Below are 12734 nucleotides of genomic sequence, written 5' to 3' on the forward strand. Positions count from 1 at the left end.
TACTGCGGACGCCATGGAGATCGGTACCGTTGCCGGGCTGGCGGCGCGCTTGGCGCGCGGCGCGCCGCCACGCTCGTTCGAGCGCCTCGTTACCCACGCGGGCATCGGCATCGTAGGCGACGTCCATGCCGACGCGCTGTCCCCGCGCCAGCTGCTGCTCGCGAGCAGCGGTGCCTATGCGGACTTCGATTTGCCGATGCATGCGCTGCGCGAGAACCTGCTGATCGACGCCGACACGGCGCAGCTGGCGTCGGGCACGGTCCTGCAGATAGGCGCCGAGGTGCGGCTGCGGATGATGTTCCAGTGCGAAGCCTGCGGCCAGCTCGACGCCACGGCGCCGCGCCTGGCGCAGCGCATCGGGAAGCGGCGCGGCATGCTGGCGCGCGTGCTGGCGGGTGGCGTCATCCGGCTGGGCGACCAAGTGTGCGACCTGGGCATGCTGGAATCAGCGTGGTCCGACGATTGGCGCGAGCGCGTGCGGCAGGTGCTCGACGCAGCGCCCGACGGCACGGTGATCGAATACCGCGCGCTCGCGCGCCTGGCCGGCATCCAGTCCAGCTATTGCCGCGCTTTTCCACGGCTGTTGGCCAGGCTGGGCGAGCGCTACGCAGCGACGGCGGTGTCGTCGCAATCGCCCGTTGCGCTGCCGCGCTGGGAAGGCGCAGGCCTGTTCGAGCGCTTCTGACCCGCCGCCGCGGCTGGCGCAGCCCACAGAAAGCTTGACACGCCGCCGCGCTCGCGACACCATCTGGCCTCCCATTTGCCCAATCGACAAGGACACCCGACATGCGCCTTCCAGCCCCTGCCTTTTACCGTTCCACAGGGGATGCCCGATGAGCCGCCTGACCCTGGTCGTGGCGATCGACGCGCAGCGCGGGATCGGTATCGACAACAAGCTGCCCTGGCACCTGCCCGAAGATCTCGCCCACTTCAAGCGCGTCACCCTCGGCCAGCCGATCATCATGGGCCGCAAGACCTTCGATTCGATCGGCCGCCCGCTGCCGGGCCGGCGCAACATCGTCGTCACCCGCAACGGCGACTGGAGCCACGCCGGCGTGGAGGCGGTGACCTCGCTCGAGGCGGCGATCGCACTCGTCGGCGAGGAACCGGCCAGCATCATCGGCGGCGCGCAGATCTTCGCCCAGGCGATGGACGTCGCCGAGCGCATGATCGTCACCGAGATCGCCCACAGCTTCGCCTGCGATACCTTCTTCCCTCCGCTCGACCCGGCGGTCTGGCTTGAAACCGCGCGCGACACCCATCATTCGGACGCGAACGGCTACGACTACGCCTTCGTGACCTACGAGCGCAAAGGCAGCGCACAGTGAAGCCGCCAGCTTCGCGTGCCGGCGACGGCTTCGCCGGCAAGGTCGCGGTCCTGATCGCGGTGCTGGCCACCATCGGCACGCTGTTCGGTTTCCTCGGCAGCAGCATGCACAACGACGCCTCGCTCTACAAGAGCAATGCCGCGATCGACAAGACCAGCGCCACCAACGCCTGGAACCATTACCAGGCCAAGTCGAACAAGCAGAACCTGGCGGAACTGGCCACCAATATTCCCGGCGTGGACAAGGCGCGCTACCAGCTCGAGGTGGACCGCTATCGCCTCGAAAAGGAAGAGATCCGCAAGGAGGCCGAGCGCTGGGAAGCTTCGTCGAGCGAGTGGAACGCCAGATCCGAACGTGCGCTGCACCGCCATCGCCAGTGGCTGCTGGCCTCGGTGGTCCAGCAGGTCGCGATCTCGCTGGCGGCCGTCGCCCTGCTGGCGCGCCGCACCTGGCTCCTGACCGCCACCTGCGCGGTGGCGACCTTCGGCCTGACCCTGGGCGTGTTCGCCGCCCTGCGCGCCGATCCGATGCCGATGATGGTCGCCCCCTTCGGCGCGGCCTTCGGCGCCGTCGTGCTGGCCGCGCTGTTCCAGCGTTTCGGGCGGGGCCGCCGGGGCTAGCTCACTGCATGGCATACTGATGTGCGCCATGCCGGGCCGCATCCCTATAACCTAGTAAAAAAATCTACACCGGACAGCGGTTTTTCTGCGAAAATCCGCTTCTTATTTTTCGGTGCCGTGCGTGGCAGGCCGTCCAACCCGGGCGCCCCTGCTCCCACGGCGCTTCGCATTGGAGCTGTCAATGAAATTTCGTTTCCCCATCATCATTATTGACGAGGACTTCCGGTCCGAGAACACCTCGGGCCTGGGCATTCGCGCCCTCGCCGCCGCGATGGAAAAGGAAGGCATGGAAGTGCTGGGCCTGACCAGCTACGGCGACATGTCGTCGTTCGCCCAGCAGCAGTCGCGCGCCTCGGCCTTCGTGCTGTCGATCGACGATGAGGAATTCGGCGGCGGCTCGCTCGAGGAGACCGATACCGCGCTGACCCGCCTGCGCGCCTTTGTGGAGGAAATCCGCCACAAGAACTCGAACATCCCGATCTACATCTACGGCGAGACCCGCACCAGCCGCCACATCCCGAACGACATCCTGAAGGAGCTGCACGGCTTCATCCACATGTTCGAGGACACGCCGGAATTCGTCGCGCGCCACATCATCCGCGAAGCGAAAGCCTATCTCGATTCGCTGGCGCCGCCCTTCTTCCGCGCCCTGGTCAACTACGCCTACGACGGCTCGTATTCCTGGCACTGCCCGGGCCACTCGGGCGGCGTCGCCTTCCTGAAGTCGCCGGTTGGCCAGATGTTCCACCAGTTCTTCGGCGAGAACATGCTGCGCGCCGACGTCTGCAACGCGGTCGAGGAACTGGGCCAGCTGCTGGACCACACCGGTCCGGTCGCGAAATCCGAGCGCAACGCCGCCCGCATCTACGGCGCCGACCACTGCTATTTCGTCACCAACGGCACCTCGACCTCGAACAAGATGGTCTGGCACTCGACGGTGGCGCCGGGCGACATCGTCGTCGTCGACCGCAACTGCCACAAGTCGATCCTGCACTCGATCATCATGTGCGGCGCGATCCCCGTGTTCCTGATGCCGACCCGGAACAACCTCGGCATCATCGGTCCGATCCCGCTCGAAGAGTTTACGGAAGAGTCGATCGCCCGCAAGATCGAAGCCAATCCGTTCGCGCGCGAAGCCAAGGACAAGAAGCCGCGCATCCTGACGATTACCCAGTCGACCTACGACGGCGTGGTCTACAACGTCGAGACCCTGCGCGAGATGTTGGACGGGAAGATCGAGACCCTGCACTTCGACGAAGCCTGGCTGCCGCACGCGACCTTCCACGACTTCTACAAGAACATGCATGCGATCGGCCGCGACCGCCCGCGCGCCAAGCAGTCGATGATCTTCTCGACCCAGTCGACGCACAAACTGCTGGCCGGCCTGTCGCAGGCTTCGCAGGTGCTGGTGCGCGAATCGGAAACCGTGAAACTCGACCAGGACGCCTTCAACGAAGCCTTCCTGATGCATACCTCGACCTCGCCGCAGTACTCGATCATCGCTTCCTGCGACGTGGCCGCGGCCATGATGGAAGCGCCGGGCGGCACCGCGCTGGTCGAGGAATCGATCCTGGAAGCGCTCGACTTCCGCCGCGCCATGAAGAAGGTCGACGCCGAATTCGGCCAGGACTGGTGGTTCAAGGTCTGGGGTCCGGATGTGGAGTCGGAAGAAGGCATCGGTACCCAGGACGACTGGATGATCCGCGCCGAGGACGACTGGCACGGCTTCGGCAACCTGGCCCCGGGCTTCAACATGCTCGACCCGATCAAGTCGACCGTCGTGACCCCTGGCCTGTCGCTCGACGGCCAGTTCGGCGAGACCGGCATCCCGGCCTCGATCGTGACCAAGTACCTGGCCGAACACGGCGTGATCATCGAGAAGTGCGGGCTGTATTCGTTCTTCATCATGTTCACGATCGGGATCACCAAGGGCCGCTGGAACACGCTGGTGACGGCGCTGCAGCAGTTCAAGGACGACTACGACCGCAACAAGCAGATGTGGCAGGTGATGCCGCAGTTCGCCGCGGCCAACCCGCGCTACGAAAACAGCGGCCTGCGCGACCTGTGCAACGGCATCCACAGCTTCTACAAGCAGTACGACGTCGCGCGCCTGACGACCGAGATGTATCTGTCGGACCTGGTGCCGGCCATGAAGCCGTCGGACGCCTTCGCCAAGATGGCGCGCCGCGATATCGAGCGAGTCGCCATCGACGACCTCGAAGGCCGCACCACGGCGATCCTGCTGACGCCTTATCCGCCGGGCATTCCGCTCCTGATCCCGGGCGAGCGCTTCAACAAGATCATCGTCGACTACCTGCGCTTCGCGCGCGACTTCAACGAGCGCTTCCCGGGCTTCGAGACGGACGTGCACGGGCTGGTCAAGCGCGAGGTGAACGGCAAGCGCGATTACTTCGTGGACTGCGTGCGCCAGGATTGATCGGCGCCATACCGATGTGAAAAGAGGAGCCGCCGGCTCCTCTTTTTTTTGGGGGCCACGCAGAGGTCAGCGGCGTTTCAGCTCGACGACCGGCGCCGGCGCTGCAACTGCCGGCGCCGCACTGATCTCGCTTCTGGCCTGCACGATCACGCTGCGCGCCGCGGTCAGCCCGAGTACGCCCATCACGCTGGCCACGAACAGGTCCGGCAAGCCGCTCCCCGCCTGCCACACGCCCAGCGCCGCCAGCAGCACGGCGACGTTCCCGATCATGTCATTGCGCGTGCACAGCCAGACCGAGCGCATGTTGGCGTCGCCGTTGCGGAATGCGAACAGCAGCAAGGCGACCAGGCCATTCGCCGCCAGGGCGGCGACGCCGATCGCGCCCATGGTCTGCGCCGCGGGCACGGTGCCGCTTGCCAGGTGCGACAAGGCGGAACCGATGACGAAGACGCCGTAGGCGCCCATGGTCGCGCCCTTCACCAGCGCGGTGCGCGAACGCCAGACCGGCGCCAGGCCAAGCACGAACAGGGAAATGCCGTAGTTGGCGGCATCGCCGAAGAAGTCGACCGCATCGGCCAGCAGCGAAACCGAACCCGCGGCCCAGCCGCCGAGCAGTTCGACGCCGAACATCAGCGCGTTGACGACCAGCGCTATCCAGAGCACCCGCCGGTAGCGCGGATCGACCGGCGGTTTATCGAGCGAGCAGCCGCCGCTGCAGCAATCGGCCATGGCAGGCCTCCCGGATCAGGTTTTCGGCAGCGTCACGCCGCGCTGGCCCTGGTACTTGCCGCCGCGGTCCTTGTACGAGGTCTCGCAGACTTCGTCGGATTCGAAGAACAGCACCTGGGCGCAGCCTTCGCCGGCATAGATCTTGGCCGGCAGCGGGGTCGTGTTCGAGAACTCGAGCGTCACATAGCCTTCCCATTCGGGTTCGAAGGGCGTGACGTTGACGATGATGCCGCAGCGCGCATAGGTCGACTTGCCGAGGCAGACGGTCAGCACATTGCGCGGGATGCGGAAGTATTCGATGGTACGCGCGAGCGCAAACGAATTCGGCGGGATGATGCAGACGTCGCTTTTGACGTCGACGAAGGAGTTCGAATCGAAGTTCTTCGGGTCGACGATGGTGCTGTTGATGTTCGTGAACACCTTGAATTCGTCGGCGCAGCGGATGTCGTAACCATAGGACGAGGTGCCGTAGGAGATGATGCGCCGGCCCTCTTCTTCGCGGACCTGGCCAGGGGCGAACGGCTCGATCATGCCGGTTTCTTCCGCCATGCGGCGGATCCATTTGTCGCTCTTGATTGCCATGCTGGATTCTTTCAGGATTGCTTGGAATCCCGCGATTTTACGCGAAAAGCGGCGCGCGGTCGCCCTCAGGCTTGCCGCTTCGCCAGCATTGCCCTGGTTTTGACTTCGTGTTTCAGGAGGCGTGTAATCATCTCGTGCGTCAGCCGGGCGGCGCGCGCCGGGTGCTCGAGCGGATACAGGTGGCTGCCCTCGGTCATGACGAAGTTCTCGCCGACCAGCTTGCGGGTCGAGCCCAGCCCCGCCTGGCGCAGCTCTTCCGAACGCGTCGCGCCGATGAACCCGACCGGCACCGGAAAGCCGCGCCCGATCAGGTCGCCCAGGTGGTGCGGCAGCGAATTGTAGATGGCCGTCTCGACGCCGCGGTCGAAGCGCAGCTGGACGCCTTCCGGGTGGGGCTTGAGGCCGACGTCTAGATAGTCGTCCAGCACCCCCGGCGCCCAGGCCTTGAAAATATCCTTCGACATGAAATGCGCGTGCGCGGCGGCGCGATTGGGCCAGACGTTGCGGCGCCGTTCCGAAAAGCGCGCCGGCGAGAAGCGCGTGCCCTTCCCCAGCAGTTTCACGAAGCGCCATGCCAGCGCGCGCCAGCCCGCCACCACCGGCGAATCGAGCATCACCACGCAGCGCGCCAGGTCCGGCCGGCGCGCGGCCGCCATCGTGCCGAGCATGCCGCCGAGCGAGTGGCCGACCAGGATCGCCGGCTGGCCATGGCGCTCGATGTCGGCAATCAGCTCGTCGACCAGGTTGCTCCAGTTGTCGTCGACGGGGTAGCGCGGATCGTGGCCGACCATGTCGGTCTGGCGTACCTCGTAATGCGCGCCGAGCGCGTCGAGCATCTGGCGGTAGGTGCCGGAGGGGAAGCTGTTACCGTGACAGAAATGCAGCAGGGGCTTGGTCATGAAGCGCGCCGGTGGGTCGAAGGAGCTTCGATTGTAAGGTCAGGACAAACTTCCCTGTCTGCTCGCGGGCCTCCTTTAGAGGGAAACACCTACAGTCAGGTCGGCCGTGTAGCCGTTGACGGTGTCGCCCCCCATGCTTGCCATCTGCAGCGCCGTGCCGTCGCTGAACACGTTGTCCGTGGCATAGCTCATGCGCGCGAGCTTGCTCACGCTGGCGCTGTAGCCGGTCGCCGTGTAGACCGTATTGAGGGTGGCCAGCGGGAAGGTGAACTGCGAGGTCTTGACCCGGTTGGCGGCGCCCGTCGCCTTGGCCAGCGTCGGGTAGACCTCGAAGTGCACGTGCGGCATGCGTCCGTCGTAGCAGCCCGGGAAGATGGTGGTGAAGGTGACGTAGCCGTCGGCGTCCGCCTCCTGCACGCCGCGCAGGTAGTTCTCGCCTTGAACCGCGCTCGAATACATCGAGTAGTTGCCGTCGCGGTCGCAATGCCAGAGGTAGACCGTGGCGCCGGCGGCGGCCGCGCAGCCGTTCGCGACGTTGACGATCTTTAAACGGATCGTCAGCGGCACGCCCATCGCCACGCCCGCTGCCCCGGCCACGCTCCAGCGGATGTCCTTGCGCACGATGCCCGACAGGGTCAGGGCATTGGCGACCTTGCCGTTGCTCGAATTGGTGCCGTCGGCCGGGTACGGGCCGCCGGTCTCCTCGGGGATGAGCGAACAGGCCGTGCCGGCGGCGGTGTTGGTGGTGGTTGCCGGCGTGCTGACGGCAACGGTGGCCGTGCTGCCGCTGTCGGTGGACGCGCCGCCGCAGCCATGGAGCGGCACGGCGGCGGCGCCGGCGAACAGCCAGCGCAGGCTCTGGCGCCGGCTGGCGGCCGTGTTCAGCAGTTTGTCGAGGTCGGACTGCAGGTCGCCGTGATGGTGATGGGTGCTCATGATCCCTCCTTTCGATCAGCGTTGCGCGCGAGGTGCGCGTTCCTGTTTGAGCTGCGCGCGCTGCTCCGGCGTCAGCAGCGCCATGATCTGGCCGGCGGTACGCACGCGCAGCAGCTCGCGGGCGGCGATCGCCTGGCCCAGCGCCTTCGTCTGTGCCGACGCCTTTGCCTCGTTGAAGTCCCCGGCCTCGAACATCGCGCGCAGCGCTTCGTGCGCCTTGCGTTCGGCCTTGTCCTGTTCGCGCATTTGCGGCGCTTCGGCATGCAGGATGACGAACAGGCGGTCCTGCTGGGCTTCGCTCAGGTCGATGCCGCGCAAGAACGGCAGGCCGGGACCACTCATGCCGGCATGGGGACGGTGGCCGCCCGGGCCGTGGCGTTCGCCCGGGCCCGGTCCGGCGTCTGGTGCGCGATCGCCATCCGGCGCGGCCATGTGTCCGCCCGGCGGCGCCGGCAGCGGGTCGGCAAATGCGCCCGGCACGGCGCTGAAGGCGGCGGCGGCCAGGATCGTGGCGGTGATGCGAAAGCGGTTCATTGTGGCTCCTTGACGGTGTCTCGAAAAGCTTCATTCTCCGGCGGCCGCCTGTAAATCGCTGTAAATCGAAGGTAAAACCGCGTAAGGAACGCGCCGGGATCAGCCGCAACCCGCTTTGTAAAGATCGGTAAAAGCGCCCTGCCGCCGGGCTCCCGCGCGCCCGGCTTTGTTATCATCCCGGGGATGAATACCGTGCTGCTGATCGACGACGACACCGAGCTCGTCGCCATGTTGACCGAATACCTGGAGCAGGAAGGCTTCACGGTCGCCTGCGCCCATGATGGCGTGGCGGGAGCGCGCGAAGCGCTGAGCGGGCGCCATGCGATCGTGGTACTGGATGTGATGATGCCGGCCCTGAACGGCATCGAGACGCTGCGCCGCATCCGCGCTGCCAGCAAGATCCCTGTCCTGATGCTGACCGGGCGCGGCGACGATGCCGACCGCATCCTCGGGCTGGAACTGGGCGCCGACGACTACGTCACCAAGCCCTGCACGCCGCGCGAACTGACCGCCCGCGTGCGCGCCATCCTGCGCCGCACCCACGACGCCCAGCCGAACGCCAATGCCGGCGTCGTGCTCACCGTCGGCAAGCTGACCATGCTGCCCGAGCAGCGCCGCGCCACCTGGGACGGCGCCAACCTCGAACTGACCAGCACCGAATTCAACCTGCTGGAGGTGCTGGCGCGTCACGCGGGGCGCCCGGTCAGCAAGAACGAACTCTCCGAACAGGGCCTGGGCAGGCCGCTGGCGCGCTTCGACCGGAATATCGACGTCCATCTTTCGAGCCTGCGCCACAAGCTCGGCCTGCTCGACGATGGCCGCTCGCCGCTGCAGACGGTCTACCGTCTCGGCTACCAGCTGATCCGCCTGTGACGATGGCGCGCTTGCGCAAGCGGCCGGCGGGACGGCTGTTCTGGAAGTTCTTCCTCTCGATCCTGCTGGCGCAAATCGCGGCGGCGGCCGGCATCGGCAGCTATTTCTGGCTGCGCGAGCAGGCGCACCTGAAGAACAGCGTCATCGGCATCGAGACCGGACCGCCGGCCGCCTTCATGCTCGATTCGGCCGCCGTCGCCCTCAAGTATGGCGGCCTGCCGGCGCTGCGCGAGATCGTCAGGCCGGGCAGCCGGCATACCGTGCTCGTGGTCGACCCCAAGGGCCGCGAGCTGCTCGAACGCGAGGTCGCGCCCGCCGTGCTGGCGCAGGCGCGGCGCGAACTGGACGCCGACCGCCCCTTCCAGCCGGTGCGTGAACTGGTCGCGCCGGATGGCCGGCGCCTGCTCGCCTTCGTGCCGCGCCAGTTGCGGGCCGGGCCGGACGGCGTACCGCTGGCGGATCGCCCGGGAGCCGACGCCGGACCACGCTCTCATGGCGACGCTCACACTGGTGCCGGCGGTCCGCGCGGGCCCTTCGGGCCGGGCTGGCAGTTCAGCAAGCCGATTCCGCTGCTGGCCAGCGTGATCGTCAGCCTGCTGTTCGCTTTTCTGCTGGCCTGGTATTTCTCGCGCCCGATCCGCGCGCTGCGCAATGCCTTCGAGGCCGCTGCGGCCGGCGACCTGGCGCCGCGCTTCGCCGACGCGCGGCGCGGCGGCGACGAACTGAAGGACCTTGGCCGCGACTTCGACCGCATGAGCGCGCGCCTGCGCGCCCTGATGGACGGCCAGCGCCGCCTGCTGCACGACGTCTCGCACGAACTGCGCTCGCCGCTGGCGCGGCTGCAGGCGGCGATCGGCCTGGCCCACCAGCAGCCCGACAAGATCGCCACTTCGCTCGCCCGCATCGAACGCGAGAGCGTGCGCATGGACAAGCTGGTCGGCGAGCTGCTGACGCTGTCGCGCCTGGAAGCCAACCCGGAGCTGCCGAAGGCCGAATCCATCGACATGGCCGAACTGCTCGACGGCATCGCGTCGGATGTGCGCTTCGAGGCGGGCGAGGACGGCCCCGCAATCCATGTCGATATCGAGGGCGAGGCACAGGTGGCCGTGCGCGGCGAACCGGACCTGCTCTGGCGCGCCATCGAAAACGTGGTGCGCAACGCCGTCAGGCACGGCGGCGCCGGCGGCAGCGCGGAGATCAGGCTGCGCGCCGACATGCGTTTCGTGCAGGTCGAGGTGCTCGATCGCGGCCCCGGCATCGCGCCCGCGGACCTGCCGACGATCTTCCAGCCCTTCTTCCGCTCGAATCCGTCGAACAACAACGTCGACGGCCATGGCCTGGGCCTCGCGATCGCCGAGCGCGTGGTCCACGCGCATGGCGGGACGATCCAGGCAAGGAATCGGGAAGGCGGCGGGCTGCAGGTGGCGATCGCGCTGCCGCGGACGCCTAGGGCTCGTACCAGTAACGGGCGTACTGGCGGCGGTATTCCTCCGCGCCCACCTGCGGTCCGAAGTCGAGCGTGATCGCGCCCGATTCGTCGGTGCGCAGGCGGCGGATGTGCAGGTCGCCATAGCGCTCGAACACCTCCTTTTTCGGATGACGGTAACGGTTGCGGTAACCGACCTGGAAGATGCCGATCGACGGCCCGACCGCTTCCAGAAAGGCGGGCGTCGACGAGGTGCCGCTGCCGTGATGCGGCGCCAGCAGGACGTCGGCGCGCAGCTTGTCCGGCTCCTGGCTGACCAGGGCCGCTTCCTGCACCGCTTCGATATCGCCCGCCAGCAGCAGCGCCCTTCCCCGCGCCTCGATGCGCAAGGTGCAGCTGCGCGCATTCGCCTTGAGCTCCGTATCCGCATAGCTGGCGGGCGCCGGCTGCAGCATCTCGAAGACCACCCCGTCCCATTCCCAGCGCTGACCCGCCACGCAGCGCTCGTGCCGGCGCGCCGCATGCACGACCCGGTGCCCTTCTCCCAGCGAACTGCTCACCCGGTCGACCGCGAGCGCCTCCAGCAGCGTCAGCGCGCCGCCCACGTGATCGACGTCGCTGTGCGAGACGACGACCGTGTCCAGGTGCTTGATGCCGCGTGCGCGCAGGTAGGGCAGGATCACGCGCCCGCCCGCATCCTGGCCGGGCGCGTACTGCGGGCCGGTGTCGTAGAGCAGCCGGTGGCCGCTCGTCTCCACCAGCAGCGCCATGCCCTGGCCGACGTCGAAGGCGGTCACGGCAAACCTGCCGGGCGCCGGGTGCGTCGGCTGCAGCAGGAACAGCGGCAGCCAGGCGGCCGCGCCGGCCCAGCGATGCGGCCAGCCGCGCGGGGCCAGCATCCAGCCGGTGCCGGCCAGCGCCAGCACGAACAGCCAGGGCGGCGGCGCCGGCGCGCTCCAGACCGCGAGCGGCAGCGTCGCCAGCCAGCCCAGCGCCGCGGCCAGCCATTCCAGCACGCGGTGTGCGCACCACAGCACCGGGCCGGCCAGGGGCGCCGGCAGCAGGCTGCCGAGGAGCGCCAGCGGCGTGACGACGAAGCTCACCACCGGAATGGCGAAGGCATTGGCGATCGGACCGACGAGGGACACTTGCGAGAACAGCAGCAGCGTCAGGGGCACCAGTCCGAGCGTGACCGCGTACTGAGTGCGCGCCGCGAGTGCCAGCGTGGCCCGCCAGCCGGCGCTTGATTCGTCCAGGCGCCCGAGTCCCGCGTACAGGATCACGCCCACGGCGCCGAAGGACAGCCAGAAGCCCGGCCACAGCACGGCCCAGGGGTCGAGCAGCACGACCAGTCCCAGGGCAAGGCAGAGGATGTGCGTCACGCTCGTCAGGCGCCCCATCCACAGGGCCGCCGCGACCACCGCCAGCATGTAGAGGGTGCGCTGGGCCGGCACGCCGAAGCCGGCCAGCAGCACGTACACCAGCGCCGCGCAGGCGCCGCTGAGGGCTGCCACCTTCTGCGCCGGCAGCAGCAGGGGCAGCTGCGCGTTCGTGAAGAATGAGCGACGCCACAGAAACGACAGCGCCAGCGCGGCAAGTCCTGCCACCATCGTGATGTGCAAACCGGAGATGGCGACCAGGTGGCTGACGCCGGTGCGGTTGAAGACATCCCAGTCCGGCTGCTCGATTCCGCGCTGGTCGCCGACGACGAGCGCCACGATCACGGCGGCATACGGCTTGCCCTCCAGCGCCGCGAGGATGCGGGCGCGCAGGATATCGCGGCAGCGCTCGACGAGGTGGCCGGGCGTGACGACGAACGCGTCGAGGCGGCGGTTGCCTGGCGCTGTGCGCACGTAGCCGGTGGCGCGGATGCCTTGCCCCAGCAGCCAGGCTTCGTAGTCGAAGCCGTGCGGGTTGGCATTGCCGTGCGGGCGCTGCAGGCGCACGGTCAGGCGCCAGCGTTCGCCGGGGTGCAGCTGCAGGGCTTCGCTCCCGGCGCGGTACCAGGACAGGGCGAGCATCGGCGGCACCTTCGCGTTGGTCGTCATGACCTGTCCGACCGCGAACTGGAAGCGCACGCCCTGGCCGAAATCGTGCGGGAGTCTGGCGACAGTCCCGACGATTTCGATGTCGCGGCCTTCGTCCGCCTTGTCGAGCCGGGGTGCGAGCGTGAGGTGGGCGACGATCGCCGCCCAGGCGAAGCCGGCCAGCGCGCCGGCGACCGTTGCGCGCACCGGACCGCGCAGGGCCAGCAGCAACGCCAGGGACGCGCACAGGCAGGCGGCGATCTGCCAGGCGGCCGGGAGCGCGGCGCGCGTTTGCAGGAAAGCGGCGCCGGCAACGAAGCCGAGGATGGTGGAGCGCATCGTG

The 12734-nt window shown here is 67.9% G+C and carries 12 protein-coding genes; 6 read left to right on the top strand and 6 right to left on the bottom strand.

Going from position 1 to position 12734, the window contains the following annotated elements:
* Positions 1-13 precede the first annotated feature (13 nt).
* From LPB04_RS19105 to LPB04_RS19120, 4 genes are all read left to right on the top strand, one after another.
* Positions 14-685 (top strand): MOSC domain-containing protein, encoded by a 672-nt coding sequence (locus LPB04_RS19105; protein ID WP_193686065.1) that lies wholly within the window; start codon positions 14-16, stop codon positions 683-685.
* 148 nt (positions 686-833) lie between these two features.
* Complete coding sequence (locus LPB04_RS19110) at positions 834-1328, top strand: dihydrofolate reductase (protein WP_193686066.1); 495 nt, start codon at positions 834-836, stop codon at positions 1326-1328.
* Positions 1325-1948: a DUF4337 domain-containing protein gene (locus LPB04_RS19115; RefSeq protein WP_193686067.1), complete on the top strand. Its 624-nt coding sequence runs from the start codon at positions 1325-1327 to the stop codon at positions 1946-1948. Before LPB04_RS19110 ends, LPB04_RS19115 begins: the two co-directional genes overlap by 4 nt.
* A 181-nt stretch (positions 1949-2129) precedes the next feature.
* Positions 2130-4385: an arginine/lysine/ornithine decarboxylase gene (locus LPB04_RS19120; RefSeq protein WP_193686068.1), complete on the top strand. Its 2256-nt coding sequence runs from the start codon at positions 2130-2132 to the stop codon at positions 4383-4385.
* A gap of 66 nt (positions 4386-4451) precedes the next feature.
* On the opposite strand, the gene LPB04_RS19125 is transcribed toward LPB04_RS19120, so the two are convergent.
* The 5 genes from LPB04_RS19125 to LPB04_RS19145 form a co-directional block, all read right to left on the bottom strand.
* Positions 4452-5114: a cation transporter gene (locus tag LPB04_RS19125; RefSeq protein ID WP_193686069.1), complete on the bottom strand. Its 663-nt coding sequence runs from the start codon at positions 5112-5114 to the stop codon at positions 4452-4454.
* A gap of 15 nt (positions 5115-5129) precedes the next feature.
* Positions 5130-5696 (bottom strand): dCTP deaminase, encoded by a 567-nt coding sequence (dcd, locus tag LPB04_RS19130; protein ID WP_193686070.1) that lies wholly within the window; start codon positions 5694-5696, stop codon positions 5130-5132.
* A 65-nt stretch (positions 5697-5761) separates the two neighbouring features.
* On the bottom strand, positions 5762-6595 hold the full coding sequence (locus LPB04_RS19135) for an alpha/beta fold hydrolase (RefSeq protein WP_193686071.1): 834 nt from the start codon (positions 6593-6595) through the stop codon (positions 5762-5764).
* Positions 6596-6670: 75 nt separating this feature from the next.
* Positions 6671-7531: a dioxygenase family protein gene (locus LPB04_RS24315; protein ID WP_193686072.1), complete on the bottom strand. Its 861-nt coding sequence runs from the start codon at positions 7529-7531 to the stop codon at positions 6671-6673.
* A 15-nt stretch (positions 7532-7546) separates the two neighbouring features.
* On the bottom strand, positions 7547-8065 hold the full coding sequence (locus tag LPB04_RS19145; RefSeq protein WP_227496484.1) for a Spy/CpxP family protein refolding chaperone: 519 nt from the start codon (positions 8063-8065) through the stop codon (positions 7547-7549).
* A gap of 183 nt (positions 8066-8248) precedes the next feature.
* Between LPB04_RS19145 and LPB04_RS19150 the strand changes: the two genes are divergently transcribed.
* Positions 8249-8938 (top strand): response regulator transcription factor, encoded by a 690-nt coding sequence (locus LPB04_RS19150; RefSeq protein WP_193686073.1) that lies wholly within the window; start codon positions 8249-8251, stop codon positions 8936-8938.
* 11 nt (positions 8939-8949) lie between these two features.
* Entirely contained in the window at positions 8950-10461 is a 1512-nt protein-coding gene (locus tag LPB04_RS19155; protein ID WP_227496485.1) for a sensor histidine kinase, read from the top strand.
* Here LPB04_RS19155 and LPB04_RS19160 read toward each other — a convergent pair.
* Positions 10385-12730 carry a DNA internalization-related competence protein ComEC/Rec2 gene (locus LPB04_RS19160; protein ID WP_193686074.1) on the bottom strand — a complete coding sequence of 782 codons (2346 nt, stop codon included), beginning with the start codon at positions 12728-12730 and terminating at the stop codon, positions 10385-10387. The genes LPB04_RS19155 and LPB04_RS19160 overlap by 77 nt on opposite strands.
* Positions 12731-12734: the final 4 nt, after the last annotated feature.

Source organism: Massilia litorea, assembly GCF_015101885.1.
Lineage (GTDB): Bacteria > Pseudomonadota > Gammaproteobacteria > Burkholderiales > Burkholderiaceae_D > Telluria > Telluria litorea.